This is a genomic window from Hungatella sp. SB206 (assembly GCF_051132295.1).
GTDB classification, from domain to species: domain Bacteria; phylum Bacillota; class Clostridia; order Lachnospirales; family Lachnospiraceae; genus Hungatella; species Hungatella effluvii.
In genome coordinates this window covers 1,394,231-1,411,947 of the sequence record NZ_CP096603.1, presented here as the reverse complement: position 1 = coordinate 1,411,947, position 17,717 = coordinate 1,394,231, and the positions used below count along the sequence as shown (strand labels likewise).

General features: G+C 43.7%; 13 protein-coding genes. 1 reads left to right on the top strand and 12 read right to left on the bottom strand.

What is annotated here, in order from left to right; genetic code table 11:
- The first annotated feature begins 33 nt into the window (after positions 1-33).
- The gene (locus M1L66_RS06200; RefSeq protein WP_025531005.1) at positions 34-360 is read left to right on the top strand and encodes a helix-turn-helix domain-containing protein; all 327 of its coding nucleotides are present in this window, start codon (positions 34-36) and stop codon (positions 358-360) included.
- 109 nt (positions 361-469) lie between these two features.
- Here the strand turns inward: M1L66_RS06200 and mobP3 are convergent, their stop codons facing one another.
- The 12 genes from mobP3 to M1L66_RS06140 all read right to left on the bottom strand — a co-directional run bounded on the left by mobP3 (position 470) and on the right by M1L66_RS06140 (position 17,641).
- A complete protein-coding gene (mobP3, locus tag M1L66_RS06195; protein WP_278321480.1) occupies positions 470-1,669 on the bottom strand; it encodes a MobP3 family relaxase in 1,200 nt (399 codons plus the stop codon).
- Positions 1,670-1,731: 62 nt separating this feature from the next.
- Positions 1,732-2,766 (bottom strand): DUF5688 family protein, encoded by a 1,035-nt coding sequence (locus tag M1L66_RS06190; protein ID WP_006771470.1) that lies wholly within the window; start codon positions 2,764-2,766, stop codon positions 1,732-1,734.
- A 31-nt stretch (positions 2,767-2,797) separates the two neighbouring features.
- Positions 2,798-3,268 carry a ribbon-helix-helix protein, CopG family gene (locus M1L66_RS06185; RefSeq protein WP_006771471.1) on the bottom strand — a complete coding sequence of 157 codons (471 nt, stop codon included), beginning with the start codon at positions 3,266-3,268 and terminating at the stop codon, positions 2,798-2,800.
- Positions 3,265-4,056 (bottom strand): phosphoadenosine phosphosulfate reductase family protein, encoded by a 792-nt coding sequence (locus M1L66_RS06180; protein ID WP_167594004.1) that lies wholly within the window; start codon positions 4,054-4,056, stop codon positions 3,265-3,267. The genes M1L66_RS06185 and M1L66_RS06180 overlap by 4 nt, the downstream gene beginning before the upstream one ends.
- Before the next feature lie 403 nt (positions 4,057-4,459).
- Complete coding sequence (locus tag M1L66_RS06175; protein ID WP_006771474.1) at positions 4,460-5,107, bottom strand: JAB domain-containing protein; 648 nt, start codon at positions 5,105-5,107, stop codon at positions 4,460-4,462.
- Positions 5,062-5,382, bottom strand: coding sequence for a hypothetical protein (locus tag M1L66_RS06170; protein WP_147335879.1), 321 nt, complete (start codon positions 5,380-5,382; stop codon positions 5,062-5,064). The genes M1L66_RS06175 and M1L66_RS06170 overlap by 46 nt, the downstream gene beginning before the upstream one ends.
- A complete protein-coding gene (locus M1L66_RS06165; RefSeq protein WP_029467356.1) occupies positions 5,379-6,389 on the bottom strand; it encodes a DUF3991 domain-containing protein in 1,011 nt (336 codons plus the stop codon). The genes M1L66_RS06170 and M1L66_RS06165 overlap by 4 nt, the downstream gene beginning before the upstream one ends.
- Positions 6,390-6,399: 10 nt before the next feature.
- A complete protein-coding gene (locus M1L66_RS06160) occupies positions 6,400-10,569 on the bottom strand; it encodes a helicase-related protein (RefSeq protein WP_006771477.1) in 4,170 nt (1,389 codons plus the stop codon).
- A 269-nt stretch (positions 10,570-10,838) separates the two neighbouring features.
- On the bottom strand, positions 10,839-12,710 hold the full coding sequence (gene ltrA / locus M1L66_RS06155; protein ID WP_117502192.1) for a group II intron reverse transcriptase/maturase: 1,872 nt from the start codon (positions 12,708-12,710) through the stop codon (positions 10,839-10,841).
- Positions 12,711-13,388: 678 nt separating this feature from the next.
- A complete protein-coding gene (locus M1L66_RS06150) occupies positions 13,389-15,554 on the bottom strand; it encodes a hypothetical protein (RefSeq protein WP_243008248.1) in 2,166 nt (721 codons plus the stop codon).
- Between the two features lie 157 nt (positions 15,555-15,711).
- Positions 15,712-16,863, bottom strand: coding sequence for a ParB N-terminal domain-containing protein (locus tag M1L66_RS06145; RefSeq protein WP_006771480.1), 1,152 nt, complete (start codon positions 16,861-16,863; stop codon positions 15,712-15,714).
- Positions 16,853-17,641 (bottom strand): ParA family protein, encoded by a 789-nt coding sequence (locus tag M1L66_RS06140; RefSeq protein WP_006771481.1) that lies wholly within the window; start codon positions 17,639-17,641, stop codon positions 16,853-16,855. The genes M1L66_RS06145 and M1L66_RS06140 overlap by 11 nt, the downstream gene beginning before the upstream one ends.
- Positions 17,642-17,717: the final 76 nt, after the last annotated feature.

The following is a 17,717-nucleotide window of genomic DNA, read 5'->3' as shown; positions in this document are numbered from 1 at the left end:
CATAATAATAGTGTGGAAAGTGAGGATCATAACATGAAATTAAACGATCATTTAAAGCAACTTCGTACCTCCAAAAATCTCAGTGTTTACAAACTGGCCCGTATGACCGATGTATCGGAAAATCACATTCGTTCCATTGAAAAAGGCAACTCTCAGCCATCTGTCTTAACATTAGAAAAGCTGCTGACTGCCCTCGGAACAAACCTTGCGGAATTCTTTAACGAAGAACAATCCGTTCTCTACCCCACTGAAATGGAGCAGGAACTGCTTCTGGCAGTTCGACGCTTAGATCCGGAACAGACCAAAGCGTTAATCCAGCTGGCAGCTTTGATGAATCGGGATGAGAAAAATCCGCTTTAACGCTCCAGCATCTGTCCCAGCCCCCAGGCCCCAAACAATTGATTGATCGCAAAAGGCCGCTCCGGTTTGTGGATTCGACCTTCGACTTCATCGAAAAACCTCCTTACTTTTAATGCTCAAATCCTTTATCCTGATTCTTCAAATACCACTCTTTTTGACCTTCTTTGGAAAGCTGGAGTGTTCCCGACCTTCGCCCTTCTGCAAACTCTTCTTTGGAATCCGTCACCCCTGCAAGTATCTCCAGACTCTCTAATACAATCTGTTCTGCATAAATCGCTTTCCGGTCCTGGATGTACTGCATTGTCCGCATTTCACCCTCCAGCCGGATCACCATGCGCACGCCGCTTAAAACTCGGTTTGCCAGTACCTTCCTGGCTTCTTTCTCATATCCTTCTGCTTTTTGAGCCAAGTATGTTGTATCTGTAGAATAGAAAGCAGCCTGGCCTTTCTTTGCTTCACAGTAGGCTTCCACCGCATCTCTCACCGGTTGACAATGGCGGATCATATCTTCTACTACCGCATCTACCTGCATTTTCGCCTCTGGTGAAAGCAATTGATAGGCAATCCTTCCATTTTCCGGCATGGCTCGCCGCAGCTTCAGCAAACGGCTTCCAAGATCATTTACTGCTTTTTCTGAAAACGCCAATTCACAGTCCAATTCCTTTTCCAGCGCTTTGCTGATCTTTTGATATCTGCCAGGCTTTAATCTGCGCAAATACCGTTCAAATTCGTCTACCATCTCATCGGTAATCTGTCTCATGGCGCGCAGGTTCTCATCTTTTTTCTGTCCATATAAGCGGATTTTATCGGCAAATGTGTCTTTTATCATCTGCCTGCGTATCGCCGCCGGAATCGCCGGCGGCACATATGGATTCTTCGCCCGAATCGAAGTGTCCCAGAATACCACATGAATATGAGGATGCGTTTTTTCTCCATGAACGGCGCAGGCCCATTGAAGGTGCTCCCTTTTCATCCTGTTTTTTTCTGCAATCGTCAGGATATGATTTTCAATATAGCGCTGCCAGCTTTTCTGATCGTATAGAAGAAGTTCTTTGGCCGTCTCCTCCGAAAAAGACACCACACTGCGGTACATGGTGATATTCTTTTTTGAATTGGCATAGACCAGCCTTGCAATCTCTTTCCAGTCTTTAAATTCCTGGATGGGCCCCGGCTGCATCTTCCCAAACAATCCGTGACACATACCTTCATTCTTCAGTACTCTGGGCCTGGTTGCAATGTAGCGGATATGAGCGTAATTTGCTTCTGGCGTATCTTTTCGGTTCGGGCTCCGGTGGCGTTGTTTGTAAATTAGTATGGAAATAATTCTTCTCCTTCTTTTACAACATTACCGCTTCAAATTCCATCTTACTCCTATCTTTCATGCTCCTCATTGGCGATAACTTCATCAGCATAAGACGCATATACATCCTCGCTCATGTTTCTCTCTTCCATACCAGAAAATCCTTGATCCATATGATCCCATGTTTCCTCTCTTTCGCTGACCTGGTAAAAACGCTCATTTTCTCTGTCATACGCATAGACCTGATCGGAAAGAATATCTCCTTCCGGCACGGACTCATCATTCACTGACCTTACCGTGGACTGTAGTTCCTCCACATTTATTTCTCCATCGTCTTTCATCAATAACACTTCGTGAATACTACTGGGTAAAATGAAGTAATTTCCCTGAAATTTATCTCCAATTGTTTTTAAGATATCCGGATAGAGAATTGTTGCAGCACCATTCACGATATTGCTATTGGTGAGATAATAAAAACGTTTTTCCTTCATTTCTTCCGGATATTGCTCAGGTACAGGTTCTGCCCTAAAAAGAAATTGACCAGCATCTGCTATGATAAACGGATATTTCTTCATATTTTGTTCCAACGCAGCCTGATACAACTGTTCCTCACGAATCCCCCAAATATCCAGCATTTTGTTTGTTACCTTTACGCTTTCAAATCCGTCCCTGTTACTTGCAACCTCAATCCGGTAAACAACTGCAAGATCTGTTTCCGGAATTTTTCTATGTGTGATTACTTGAAGCTGGCTCTGATTCCTTTCTGCATTAAGAATCTGAACAGAAAGCCGCTCCTTGATCCCTTCAAAAGAATTCAAGTTGATTGCTTCCATTTTGTTCAATTGCTTTTCCGATTTTCGCACCGTCGCCGCGATGTCTTTCATAATGGGTTCCATATCTCCCGTACCCATGTAAGCCACATATGCCTTATCCAAAAAGATATTGGTCGAGTATTCTCTATCCGGTTTACTAAGAACCAGAGCGTCCACTTCCTCAAATAATTTATTTTCGGTTTGCTCAATCTTCATGTCGATCTCTGGGTCCATTTCACCCAAATAGTCCTTGATATGACCCAATACATAACTCTTAAATTCTTCGTAATTCATATAGATCCCTCCTGGAATTCGTTTTTTCTGGTTATAATTTATCTGCCAAATGCATCAGAAAATCGGTATCATACAAAAAGCTGTTGATCTGGAAGTCTTTCTTCTGCATATAATCGACTCCCAGAACAACAGCTTCTGATACCATATGTTCCATTTCCTCCAGACTCCTCCGGTCTGCAAGATGAATCAATACCTTTACCAGCAGGAAAAACATGGCCGCATTGATTTTCCCTGTCTTCATTAACATTTTTGCCAGACGATCTGTACTGTGATCACTGATGGCTTTGATATCCTCCACATGATAGACCGCTGTGATCTCCTGCCGGATTATTCTGGCAATGAAGTCTACCTGTTCTTCATAACCATTTACCTTCAGTCCTTCTTCCACAAAGTTCCGGATTAATTCGGAAGTCGTCGTATGTTCCCTGGCAGCCAGCTTGTCCAGTGTTTTTAATGTTTCCGAGGGAAAATTCACAGAACGCTTTTGGGTTTTCTGATTCAATCTTCATCATCTCCTTCCGGAAAAAGATCAAACAGGCATAATTGATCCGAATCCATTCCCCGGCCTCCATTTACCCACCAATCGTAGAGTTCCTGTCCCGTTTTCCAGCCATGGCGGCTCGGCGGTTTGTTCTCCACACATTTCTGAAATGCATTGAGGTACATGCGTTTAAATTCCGGATTCTTCTCCAGTTCATACTTATTATCTACCATCGGACAGCCCACACAGCCAATTCTCTTGTGCCCTTCCTGATACAAAGGATTGGTAACAATCTGGTATCGGTCAATAAATTCCCACACCTCCGTTGTCGTCCAGTCAATGATCGGATTCACAATTACTTTTCCTTTCACCTGGCAGATTTCCATCAGTTTCCGTTTTGCATCGTTATCATTTTGCAGCTTAATCCGATCCTTCGTAGTCCGCTGGATCTCATAGGCCGCCCGATTCTGTTTTCTCCTGGCGCTTTCCTCCCATCGCACTCCGGTAATAATATACCGGTTGCAGTTCTGCGATTCTTTCGGCACATTACAACACCAGCGCCGGTGACGCAGCGGCGGCCCTTTTAGCGGAATCAATTCCCAAAAGGTGGTCCGCTTTCCTTTATAAGTGGGATAACTGACCGTATAGGAAATTCCCAACTTCTCCCACCGTTTTTTCTCCCTTCTCACGTAATATACGGTTTCCGGATAGTCCACTGTCGTATGGTTATGTACAATTTCAAATGGTACACCTGACAGATATGCCAGCTGCTTAATCACATTGGAATCTTTTCCTCCACTGTCACACACCACAAAACCTCTCGGGTCATTTAGTATTGCCCGATCAGCTAATACTCGGATTCTTTCAATCGCAACCTCTACTTTATCAACTTCACCAAACAATGTAATATCGTCGAGGATAAGACACCTCTTTCATTGCTCGCTGTCTCTTTTCTTGTCATTAAGTCTCGATATCCTTGAAGTTCCAACCATAACCCGCAATTTATACGGGAACCCCGTTGCAGGCTTTGCCTGCAAGCTGTTTTACCGGCGGGTGGAACCCGCCTATTCCTGCCTTAAGCCAAAATCAAAGATTTTGTTCCTAAGTTTTTGATGTCCCGCAAGCGGTCCATCATTCGCTGCGCTGCTTTCAAAAGCGGAAAAGAATATGGTCGGCGCCCTTACCTGTACTCCTCCTCTCCGAGCATTATTCCTAACGCTCATAACCGTTTTCCTCACTTTCGTATAGATTTACCATTGCTATCCCATCTTGAAACTGGTGATCTGCTGGTATGATTCCCTCCTGGTACAAAGAGACTGCCCTGTCTGCTCCAACAATAATATGATCAAATACCTTTATTGCCAATGCACCGAGCGCATCCCTCAATTGATTTGTAATAGCAATATCCTGCTCGCTTGCCTTCAATGAATTCCCCGGGTGGTTATGAGCCAAAACAACTCCTACTGCGTCTAGCTGAAGCACTCTTTTTAAGAGTTCACGGGTAAAAAAAGGTGACCGGTCCACGGTCCCTTCCGCAACTTTTTCGCAGGATATCACCCCACAACCGGAATCAAGATATGCACAAAGGATCATTTCCCGTTCCCTGTAATATGCCAGTTGCGAAATAAAATATTCTTTCGAACGCTCACTGCCACTTAGTATGATCCGTTCCTCCCACTCGATTTTCCTCAACGATTGATATGCATTTAAAAATTCTCTTAGCTGAACGATCTTTTTATACTGCGCTTCCGTCACCCCCGCCGCAATCGGGTGGTCAACGATATGCAATAAATCAAACTGCTTGGAATACTCCTCTATTTTCCTTTTACTGATTCCGGTGATCCGGCTGAATCCGTCCATGAAATGTTCCCGGCTGGTTCGGACTGTCTCCATGATACATCCCTTCCGTCATATGACTCCAACATGGCAATTGCCTCCAATTTTCTCTCAGTCTCTACTGACAGCCCCAGCACAGGATATTCCCTAAGCAAAGCAGTGAATGGATACTTCTCTAAAAAAGTCTCCATTTCTGTCTTTTCTTCTTCATCAACCTCTAGCAGTGAAATCAAGAGATCGGCCAGCAATATCTCCATATGCTTTTTCCCTATCTTTGTTTCCCCTGTTCCTCCCATCACCGTTCCATTTCCTCCCCCTTCTTTTCCTCCTGTTCCTGCTCTGGAAAATGGTAGTATTCCATCAGATCCTGGTTAAAATCCTTCAAGTGCGGTGTCTGAATCGCCGTCCAGTAACCCAGTTTCTCATATTTCTTTTTCATTTCTTCCGCTTTTACCTGACCATGATTATGCGGCGTCCCATCCGGCAGATGGCCCTCGCTGTCATTGTCATAGCAGAAAACAATCTCCTTAATCTCCGGGTGGTTTTTCAAAAAACGTTCCAATGCGCGATCCGAAAGGCAGCCCTCTGAGATACGGTAATCCTTCGTCCAATCAATCCCAAACCGCTTACACAATGTAGCGTGACTAATGGCATCAATCGGTGCTTCAAACTCGTATACCCGTTTGCTTCTGCCAGGCATAAGAAAACCATAAGTCTTATCAGAATTTTCAACATCCTGTCGGAATCCCCCATGGAGTTTCATTTCCCTCAGAGAACAATAACGGGGCGTATCCTCCTGATCGTAGCCCACGAATGCACAGTTAATATATTTCTTCCCATTGATCTCCTGTCTCACTTGAAAAATCCTGCCCTGATCCATCAACGCATAGACAATATCCTCATCCAGTTTCCGATCGCTTACCAGATATAATGCGGCCCGATTATTATTTCTATCACGGGGCGGCAGAACCATCTTCTTCGTTTTCTCTTTAACGGGTTCCGCAACCGTAAACGTGGAACCGTAAGCGCGGCTTCCCAGGACGCTCTCCATGGCTTCCACCTTGCTCAGTCCAAAGTATTCCATGGCAAATTCAACGATATTTCCATGTTTCCCCGTTGTGAACCAGTGAAATCCACGGCCATGCTTAAATAAATACAACCCACCGCTGTTCTTTACGTGGACCGTATTTGCATCACCCTTTTCAAGAATCAAACCATTTTCTACTGCAAAATCAATGATATTCGTATTGTAAATTTTTTCGACCTCTTCCTTTGTAAATGGCATCGGTTTCTGTTTAGTAACCATGTCAACCTCCTCATTGTTCCATACAATCCTCATAAAAACTCTCTGATTTACTTTCTAGCACTTCATCAACAGGAGTATCTTCGGGCCGCTTATCTTCTTCCATCTGAAATTCAAGTTCCAGAGCCAGATGAACCTGTTCTTTTAATAATTCTCTTAACTTTTCCTCATCTTTAAATGGTTTGGACAACTCCAGCTTTGCAGCCTTTAACTGTTTCTCCAAATCTTCCAGCTTCACTTCCATATCCAGTTTTAGCTCATCCAACCTTCCGATCGTATTCTCAATCCTTGTGATATTTCCCAAACTAGATGGACCTGCGGTAAAACCGTATATGCCTTTTCCAGTCAGTTCAACATTAATGATGCCGCTAATGCCACGAGTCAAAGAGATCGTAAATCCCGCGTAACTTCCAATCACCAAAGTGTCTCCCTCACTTTTTCCCAGTCTCCAAAACAGGAGTTCCAAATGATCACTGGCTTCACTCCTGCCTCTGTGGGCCTTATGTTCTAAAGTCATAGAAAAATCCACTCTCTTGTTTTTGTGGTAGCGTTCTACATCGACTCTGTATTTTTCAATCTGATCCCGACATTTCTCGATCCGGCTTGGATAACTGAAAATCACATCATTTTGAAGCTCCTGGTGATTGGCTTTCCAGGAGGCTTTCAGTGTCTGTAAGCGATAAATTTCATTATCTACTTCCATTTTATGTTTCATCCTGGGATCTGCAGCCAATGTCTTAAACTCTGCATATTGCAGTACCGTTTCATCGATATCCTCACAGCTTCTGGCCGCTGAGCGTCCCGTCATAATCTGGCTGATATACTTCTGCTTCTGCTCTAAAATCTGCCACAGATAAGCGTCAAACGTCTGCTCCGTAATATAGTTAAAAATGGAAATCTCCTCATTTTCATTTCCCTGCCTAAGAATACGGCCATTTCTCTGTGTCAAATCAGCCGGCCTCCAAGGCACATCGAGATGATGCAGCGCAATCAATTTATCCTGTACGTTCATGCCAGCTCCCATCTTTTCCGTACTTCCTATCAGGATCCGGATCTCCCCTGTCTTCACCTTTTCAAACAGCTCTGCCCTCTGTATATCCGTATTATAATCATGAATAAAGGCAATCTCCTCATCCTTTACACCCGCAGCCGTCATCTCCTCTTTTAGCGCCTGATAAAAGCTGTAGCTGCCATCCGGTTTCGGTGTCCCCTTATCGCAGAAGATCAGCTGTGTAGACTTTTTTTCTGCAGTTTCATGGTAAATAGACGCTACATTTTGGGCACATACGTTCAGTTTGGTATTCGGGTTGTAAGAAATACTAAAATCCAGGATCCTTGGATCAATGGCTAATAGCCGGGCCTCATTCGTCAGTTTCAAAAAGTTGTCTTCCGTACTGTCCACTCTCCCGTTTCGGATATCCTCTGCCCGCATGACGAGTTCCGCCATTTTTTCTTTCTGTTCCGGTGTAATCATGGTCTTTACTGCCTGAAATGCTCCGGTCCTCAGCTTTGGAACCGGTATCTCCGGAAGCATATCCGTTGTTTTGATATCGGCAACCAGAGTAAACATAGACATCAGTTCTGGAAGATTGTGAAAATGGGCAAACCGGCTCTTCATCTGGTACCCGGTACCCTCCGGTCGAAGCTCCAGGGAAGATTCCACAACACCAAACGTGCTTGCCCAGGAATCAAAGAGAAAAATACCTCTCGATCTTAATTCCGATGGCTGCAGCGCTTTCTGCATCACATACAACTCACTCATAGAATTTGTAACCGGCGTACCCGTTAAATAGATCAGTCCCTTCTCCCCAGTAATCTCATTGATATACTGACTTTTCATATACATATCCATGGCCCGCTGGCTGCTCTTTCCTCCTACACCGGCAACATTCCGCATTTTAGTAAAGCTGTAGTTGTTTTTATAAGTATGAGCTTCATCAATAATCAGGCAGTCCACGCCCAGCTGCTCAAAATTGATTGTATTGTCTTTTTTATCTTCATTAAATAAATAGTCATAGCGGAATTGCAGATTTTTCTGAAATGCACAGAGCTGTTTTAAGGTCCAGCTTTTCCCCAGCCTTCCTTTTTCGTCTGCAATTGCATCGCTGATCTCATTCAACTCTTCCTGAATCGCCGAAAGCTGTTTTTCCTTCGACAGATTGATTAATTCAAAGCTGCTGTGAGCCATGATAATCGCATCGTAATCTCCTGTCGCAATCCGGCTGACAAAGCGTCTCCGGTTCTTCCTCTCCAAATCCTTTTTCGTAGCAACCAAAAGGTTATCCTGAGGATAGAGTTTCATATAATCTGCGGCCCACTGCCCGACTAAGTAATTGGGTACGGCAATCAGCGGCTTATGGCAGACTCCCAGACGTTTTCGTTCATGCGCAATCACAACCGCGCTGAACGTTTTGCCTGCTCCTACTTCATGGGCTCCCAGAACATTCGTATTTCCATAAATCCCACGGGCAATTAAGTCTCTCTGATTTTTTCTCAAGTGGATGGCGCTGTTTAAATCAGGAAACATTAAGCCGTCTCCATTAAATTCTCTGGGCCGGATATTATTGAACCGATCGTTATAGAGCTTCGTAAGCGCATCTCCCCGTTCCGGTTCCTCAAACAGCCAGCTTTCAAATTCCTGCTTCATCTGTGCCTGCTTTTCCCTTGCCAGAAGGGTCTCTGCGCGGTTTAACACGTATTTCACTTTATCTTCCCCGGTGTAAGAGTCCACATATTCTACCCGGTCTTTCACCTCCACGGTCCTCAGATTTAAGGATATCTCCAGGATTTCATAAGCATTTTTCCTTGCGGTTCCATAAGTTGCGTTGACGCATACGGAATTCGGTTCCGCACTTTTTCGGGTGATGTGATACTCTCCGGTATAGGGAGCAAATTCAATTCCGATGCCAGAACTTCCGCCCTGCAGATAACTCGGCGTCTCAAACTTTTCGTACATAAATGCTTCATAGTACTCGGTCGGTATCCAGGTGGCTCCCAATGTAAAACTGATATCCTCCGGTGTCAGCGGCTGCGGCTGAACCTGTTGCAGTGCTTCCACATTGCGGTTAAATCGCTCCGGTTCTTCTTTTGCGTAGAAAACAGCTTCCTTCAGCTTATCTTTTACGTAACCGCTCAAATACTCTTCCGCTATGACCCAGCCTTTATAGGGTTTCCCATCATAGGCAGCCGGATCCTGATAAATTCTCGTCCCCAATTCTGCAATGATCTCATCCTTGCTGAAATTTTCATGATCAGGCGTGTGGTATAGATACTGTATATAATCCAAATCAATACGGCCTTTCATGTTAATGGATAACTGAAGCGCTTCTTCCGCACTATCTGCCCGTTTCGGAACCATTTTCGGTCTCACTGTTGCCTGATAGAATACAATAGCCTTTTGATACTCTCCTTTGATCTTTTTTCTGTCTTCGTCCTTTTTGGGGTCCTCAATGGAACGAAGCAGTGGACTGTCACTATCCTTTGCAAAAGCAGTTATATTGGCAAATGAGTTCACATACCCATATCTGGCAGTAAACCGGTCATATACCAGATTCAGTTCATTTAAATATCGTTTCAAACCGATGTCAAAGTCCGCAGGGTATCCGTCATCAATCCGTTCCTCTTCTGTCCTGGATTGGAAATTAATTAAGTTCCATAGTGCGTCCTTTATCTCCAGAAGCCCTTTTATCCGTTCTTCCTTCATTCCACCGATGGCCTGCAAATACATTCTGGAATCTTCCCGATAGTACAGCTTGTCTTCGATCAGGGCATAGCAGCCATTCTTCACCTCAGGTCTTGCCGGAAGCCAGTCTTTCACTTCCGAATCACCATCCACTGCAAGCTCTGTATCGGGCTCCCGATAAACTGCCTGCAGCTTCCCCACTGCATTGTTAAGCAGCTCTTCCAGAGGCTGATCTTCAAAAGGAAGGCAGCTTGTAGTAGCCTCATTCGCATACATACTCGCGTCAAATGCCATTGTTCCCAGTATCATTTCCGGATGATCGATGAAATAAGAATTGACAGGAACACCATTTTCATCTTCCTCGATAGAAAGCCAGTTAATCTCCCTTTTATCCGGAACAATCTCCTGTTCCCGTTTCTGTAAAAACAAAATATCCGTCGTCGCTGTCGTTCCTGCAACTTGATAAAATGCATTTTTCGGCAGACGGATCGCTCCAATCAACTCTGCACGCTGCGCGATGTAGCTTCGGATCGAAGAATTTTTCTTGTCCAGGGTAAACTTCGATGTAATAAATGCAATGATTCCACCAGGACGGACTAAATCCAGTGTCTTTGATAGCGATAGGTAATCCTTTGAAGTTATCTTCGGATTTTCCCCCGCTCCACACCGTGCGTGCGACTTTCACCGCACACGGCGTTCCACCGTTTATGATTCGGTATTAACTAAAGTAAACTTACAATTTTCGAGCAGTAAAGAAACTCATTTTAATATTAGATGGCTTGCATATTTGCCAGTTGGCGTAGCTTGTTCAGCTTTGCCTTTTGTTCGTAGGTGAGCTGTAGTTGTGAGAGGTAAGCCTTGATTGTTTCTTCTTTTGTTGCGTGTAGCAATCGGTGTATATCCTTGTGTAAAATAATCAAGTTTTCGTATCTGTCGTCTCCACCTTGACTGACAGGCTTTTTGTGGTGACAATGAATTTCGTGTAATTCCAGTATTTTCCCTGTAATTGCACATTTTCCGTACTGTGCCACATAGAGAGAAATTCGGTTATCCATATACTCAACACTTCGACCTACTTCCTTTGTTCTCATAAGGAGAAGCATTGTTCTGGTATCTATGCCAAGATTTTTATGAATTTCTCGTCTGCCCTCTGACGTGTATTTGCCTACCGATTTTTTCTTCCACATTGGATTTTTGTGCTTAACATAAGCAACGGGTATCAAAGGTTTGCCACTATAGAATCTGATTTGTTTGCTTTTTCCGTATTTCTTTTCAATGAACGAAAATCCTTTGTAATCTCCTTTTGCGGAAAGTGCCTTTCGCTTTAATTGGCTTAGTTTCACAACATCAACTTCTCGCCCCATATCTGCGAAATCCGAACTCACACAGGTTGCAATCTGAAAATAGTTATGCATACCCATAATCATAGAATTGTATTCGTTGATAAGAGTAGCTCGTTCCTCATCGTTTTTGGGATGTGCTATCTTTTTGATTTGACCTTTCAGTTTGTCCGTTTCTCGGCGCTTTGCTTTGTCGCATATATGCGATTTGACAACATAGGACGCCCCTTTTTTCATAAGAGTGAGCTTAAACCCAAGAAATTCCGAATAGCCTTTTTTCAGATTGACGATTTTAGACTTTTCTTCGCTGATTTCCAGCTTCAATCGCTCCTGAAGCCACGCCTTCGTTGCATGATATGCTCTGTCGGCATCTTTTCGGGTAGCGCAAAATATCTTAAAATCGTCAGCGTATCTTACCATGTGCATCTCTTTTAATCCCGATTTACGAAATGCGTCATAAGCTCGCCCTCTGTGGATTGCTCCTGTTTTCGTGATATGGTCACGAACATTATGGGCAGGTTGTTTCTCCCACTGGCTTATTATCCACCAGTCCAGTTCATTAAGAACAATGTTGGACAGTAGAGGCGATAGGATTCCGCCTTGCGGCGTTCCTTTCTGGGGGTAAATTGTGTCGCCGTTTGGCAAAACAATCGGAGCTTTTAGCATCTCCTTAATCACACATAGCAACTTTTTGTCCTGTATTCCTATGTTCCACATCTGCTTTATCAGCTTGCTGTGGTTGACATTATCGAAGAATCCTTTAATATCAATGTCCACAACAAAGTGCAGATGGGATTTTTGCATAAACGCATATGCTTGTGCAATAGCGTGCTCTGCTGACCTGTTCGGTCGAAACCCATTGCTTCTGTCGCTGAATTTAGCTTCACAGATAGGTTCAAGGATTTGCAAAATACATTGTTGGACTATCCTATCCCATATCGCAGGGATACCGAGCGGTCTTAACTTTCCGTTCGGTTTTGGAATTTCAACTCTTCTTACTGCTTTGGGTTTATACCATTGGAGTTTCTTTCTCACAATTTCAACAAACTTTGTTTCGGGAATCTTTTCAATATCCTTAATCGTTAGCCTGTCTATTCCGCTTGTATTGCTTCCAGAATTGCGTTTTATGTTTCGATAAGCAAGGCGAATGTTTTCTTCGCTCTCAATGAGTGGCATGAGATTATTGAAAATCTTCCCACGCCCGCTATCTGCGTACAATGTGTCAAGCGTATTTTGCAAGTCATAATACTCCAAATGGCGTATTTTTGAGTTCTTTTTCTGCTTCGTAGTTGTCACAGGCATCTCCTCCTTTCGGATTTGATTTTCTTTGTCATACTCGAAGCTGTGAATGTTTACTTTGTTATTATTTGAAAATCATAGACGGCTAATGGCTGTTCCTCCGTTCCCATTACAGGAACATCAACGGTCGTGCCATCGCTCTCACAGAAAACTCACGCAGTTATGATTTCCTGCGTTAACTAACCTTTGGTTAGCTTTTCTGCTTTCCTCGTTCCAACAATTCTATCTATACATATACCCGTAGGTGTCCTCTCTGAACCTGTATGCTTGATCCCGCCTGTAACGGCATAGGGTATTTCATATCTTCGATTTTTACTTTACCCCACATACTATCCCTCTGGATAACTGCACATTTCTATACAGCCTACTTATAGACCCTTACATTCGAGGATTCGTCAGACTTTTTACAGTCATTCTCACCATAGATATTTTGTAGACCTCCGGCATATAGGCTACACCATCCACCTCTGGATAGCTTTCGTTACAGTTGTTTTCACAACTGTAAGACGGTAACTCTCTGCCGACTTCACCGAGCTTCTGAACATCTGCCTTTTGAGCAGAGCCAGTCGGAGTATCAAGGTTGGCGTTTCTGGGCGTTACCCCATCATTCCACCAATCGAATTGTTAGTTTGCAAATATACTGTTTCACCTCGCTTTCCAATTTACACCTAAGCTTTTCACTTAGGAACGAGTCGCACCGATAAAATAGTCATGGATTCGGAATCCATATCGGTCATACCGGCGGTCACTGATCTTAATAGAGTTAAATGGAATATTCCCCACCGCCACATCAAAGAAGTTATTAGAAAATTCTATATCCTCATATCCCTTTATCTCGATATAGGCGTTGGGATATAATTCCTTTGCAATGCTTCCCGACAGCCGGTCAATCTCTACCCCATAAAGAGCCGATTTTTTCATGCTGTCTGGAAGAACCGAGTAGAAATTTCCGGTTCCCATAGCGGGATCTAAAATATTTCCTTTTTGGAATCCAAACCGTTCTAAAGCTGCATAAATATGTTTAATAATCTGCTGTTCGGTATAATAAGCTGTCAGAGAAGATTCTGCAGCACTCCGCATTTCGTCCTCATCGAGAAGGTTCTGCAGGGTATCGTATTCCTTTTCCCAGCCGCGTTTTTCTGGTGTCAGTGCGTTGGCAAGCCCTCCCCAGCCTACGTATTTAGCAAGGGTAAGCTGCTCTTCCGGCGTTGCATGGCGGCCTTCCTGTTTTAGTGTTTTTAACAGGCGAATCGCCTCGATATTGTTTCGGCATTTTTCTTTCGGACCGCCATCGTATAAATGGTGATTTTCGGAATAGACGTAGTTATATCTGACTGCAGGCGGTTCTTCTGTGACTGATTCTTCTTTGGTTGATTCCTCTTTGGTCGATTCTTCTTTGGTTGATTCTTCTTCGTCTGTTTTTTCTATTGTCGATTTATCTTTATTTGATTCTTCTGTAGTCTGTTCCTCAGTGACTTGTTTTTCTGTAACTGATTCTTCTCTACTTGATTTTTCATCTTTTCCCTTAGATGCTGGTGGTTCTTTGATGACTGGTATTTCTATCGCGGTTTTATCTGGAATCACTATTCTCGTTTCTTCAGGAAGTTCCCCCAGAATACCGCCCACGTCATCGGTATTCTCATCAACTAATCCGAATTTGAAAAGGCTAATCTGGGAATCGCTATCTTTCTCAAAATCTCTTCTATCTCTTACACTTCGCTCTGCAAGATCTGCTACTGGATACAAAATCGTATCCGTCAAAATCTCCCTATAATACTGCCGGTTCTCTCCATCGTTGTATCTTCGTGGTACAAAAAAAGCACGCCCCGATGAACCTTTCTCTCCATCAGACCGTGCTGTTTCTCTGTCTTCTATTCTGTTTATCTCATCTGGCAGACTACTTCCCGAATAATCACTTCTTCCGCTGTCATCATTAAAAGATTCATGTGTGCCGCCCGGTTCATCATGGTTCCATTCACCGGCATCGGCTGATTCTCCAATAATTTCTGTATCAGCTGTTCTTTCCGCTCCTCCGCTTCCTCGTCTACTTTCGTTATCATCCGGTTGATTTCTCCCCTCAGGATTAACTCGGTCATCCGTTCCGGATGGCATTCCATCATGAACTCCTTCCAGATTTTCCCGTATTTTCCGGTCGGTATCTGGTCGTACTGTTTCTCCTTTGAAATGTTCAGGTTCGGATACAGCATTCCATCTTCCCTCTCGGTGTATTCCAGAGGCATTAAGGCTTCTCTGCTCATATAAGCGGCTCCTTTCTTCCTTGATATTCTCTATTTCCTGATAAATCTGCCTCAAAACCGTTCGCGCAGCTGCTGTCGAACAGGCACCCAGCTGCATAAATAATTCCAGGCTTCCATAATGGCTGATATGGTTAAAAGCATCTTCACTTATGATATCCGTGGAAAGACCACATTTCTTTAATACGATATAGACAGCGCTGTTTTGAACGTATGTGGCAAATTCATCTTTCACAGCCTCCAGTGGCGCTCCATATAAGATTGATTCCGGTTCCCGCACCGCAAAGCCTTCCATATAAAGGTTCAATATTTTTTCTGTTTGCTGCATAACCATCTGAACCAGTGCTTCTTCAATACTCTTTCCGGCAGTTCCATATTTCTCTTGAAAACGCATCAGCAGATCAGATTTATACTGATTTTCTACTTTCCAGATCAGTTCCATCGTCTTCTGAAGGCTCTCCAAGTCTCCATGCGTATCGGCAAAATCGAAATAATACGTTAATCTTGCTTTCGGATCGCTCATATCCAGCACGGCAATCGCTTTTGAGTGTTTATTGACATAGCGGCCGGTTCTGATATTCCAGTCCCTCATTGTGGCAATCAGCCCGGCCTCCGGTCTCTGCATATACACCAGCACATTTTTATCGAAAGACAGCTTATAAAATTTAGCTGCGCTTGCCAGAAGTCCGATCCATTCCTGCGGGTTCTGGGTCAGCATTTTGACAGCGTTTTGATAAAGTTCACATAAATCAGTTGCTCTTGACAACGGTCTGCTCCTTCATCTCGTCTTTGGAAAAATATAATTCCAAAGCCTTTTCAATGGTCTCTTCAATCTCCTTCTTACTTTGAACGGGTGTAAAATAGCGTGAAATAACAGTCGGCTTTAATCGAAAAGTTTTATGCTTTGCTATTTCTAATATTTCACTTTTCTGCCCTGACAAAATCTCTGCTATCGTTTTCTCCGTGAGATTGCCTTCTTTCGCATAAGAATGGAACAGTGCAGCTTTTGTTGTATCCAGACGATATCCACCTTGTAAGTATTCTTCCAGTATTTCCTGATACGCTGTGTTTTCGATAAAAGAAAGATCATAGGCCGCGAGAAACGTGATCTCTCCCTGGTCAAACCGTTCTAATAAAGGTGGAATCAATCCAGCGATCCGGACATATTTGGCAACCTTATCCCGGTTTAATCCATACTTTTCTCCCAGCTTTTCATCGGTCCGAAACCTCGTCACAGTTTTTGACACAGTTGATGCTTCGTTCTCTGGCGTTTCACCATTCTGCGACCTCGTCACAGATTCTGACACGGTTGAAGCACCTGCGTTATCATCAGAATTTAGTAACTCATCTAATTCATTTAACAGGTCTGTACGTTTCCCCTGACTTTTTAAAGCATCATAATGCTGCTTCAAACAAAACGCGCGCTCAGACTCGCTTAAATCAGAGAAAGAACGCTGTCTTAAATTCGTCTCCGCCATAATCAAAACAGCCTCTTCATGCGACAGGTTCTCCTTTATCACCACAGGTGCTTTCTTTAAACCTGCCAGGATTCCCGCATTCCGCCTGTTATAACCGCTGAGGAGAATATATTCCTCCCTCCTATGCCACAAAATCAACGGCTGCAAAATACCATAATTTCTTATGCTGTCCACCATATCTTCCAGGCGTTTTCCTGTATAGAGTTTAAATCGGTGATCGGAAAATGGCTTCATCTGATCAAACTCCATCTCTAGTTGTTCTTTTGAAGCAGCAGAAAATTGGTTCCTTTCCGTTAATACTTCCGACACTCCTGGTTTCTCTGGTTCCCCCTTTATCGGGAAATCCAAAACATTATCTGCACTTTCCAGACTGATTGACAAAAGCGAACTCTTTGTAGGAATTTTCGGAATTCTAGTTGCCACTGTCGATCACCTCCTGCGCAAATCTCTCATATGCCACGGCTGCCGGGTTCGCCGGTTCCAGTTCGCAGATTGTCATTCCAGCATCCACGGAATCTGCAACCCTGACAGAACGCGGTATGGTATTAGAAAAAATATGTACCTTTTCTCCCAACGAGTTCTCCACCTGACTTTTCACTCGCTTGGAGACCCTGGTCCTCTGATTGTCCATCGTAAAAAGGATTCCTTCTATTTTCAAGTTCTTATTGCATCGGCTCTGTATCTTATGGTAAGCCCGTAGAAACGCGCTCATTCCCTCTGCCGCCAGCGTCTCAGATTGCAGCGGAATAATAAGACTGTCCGCACAGATCATAACATTAATCATTGGAATTCCCATCTTTGGCATACAATCAATGATAATATAGTCATAGCTGTCTCGAATGGTATCCACGAACTCTTTTAGTTTGTACTCACAGAACGTAGCATCACTCATCAGCTTTTCAAAGTTATCGAGTTTCTCATTGGCAGGTATTAGGTGAACACCGTTTTCTGTCTGAATGACATACTCGCCTGCCTCCGGCAATGGCTCATCCATTACCAGCCTTTTCAGAAGATCATAGATAGTAAATGGTAACTGCTCCGGGCACAGCACTCCGGAAAGAAGTGTACTGTGCCTCTGGCCGTCAAAATCAATTAATGCAACCTTGTACCCCCTTTTCGTTAGCAAGTACGAAAGAGTGGTGGCGGTAGTGGTTTTACCCACTCCGCCTTTCTTATTTACGATACCGATTACCTTTCCCATTTTTGTAATTCCTTTCTTGCTGCTTCAAAGTTTGGATAAAAAAGAAAAAACGACACGATCCTCCTCTCATTGGTAC

What these genes read in the sequence shown, in the direction of transcription:
- M1L66_RS06200 (WP_025531005.1), top strand. Translation starts at nt 34, where the DNA reads ATGAAATTAAACGATCATTTAAAGCAACTTCGTACCTCCAAAAATCTC.
- M1L66_RS06190 (WP_006771470.1), bottom strand. Translation starts at nt 2,766, where the DNA reads ATGAATTACGAAGAATTTAAGAGTTATGTATTGGGTCATATCAAGGAC.
- M1L66_RS06175 (WP_006771474.1), bottom strand. Translation starts at nt 5,107, where the DNA reads ATGGACGGATTCAGCCGGATCACCGGAATCAGTAAAAGGAAAATAGAG.
- M1L66_RS06165 (WP_029467356.1), bottom strand. Translation starts at nt 6,389, where the DNA reads ATGGTTACTAAACAGAAACCGATGCCATTTACAAAGGAAGAGGTCGAA.
- ltrA (WP_117502192.1), bottom strand. Translation starts at nt 12,710, where the DNA reads ATGCCTGTGACAACTACGAAGCAGAAAAAGAACTCAAAAATACGCCAT.
- M1L66_RS06150 (WP_243008248.1), bottom strand. Translation starts at nt 15,554, where the DNA reads ATGAGGGACTGGAATATCAGAACCGGCCGCTATGTCAATAAACACTCA.
- M1L66_RS06140 (WP_006771481.1), bottom strand. Translation starts at nt 17,641, where the DNA reads ATGGGAAAGGTAATCGGTATCGTAAATAAGAAAGGCGGAGTGGGTAAA.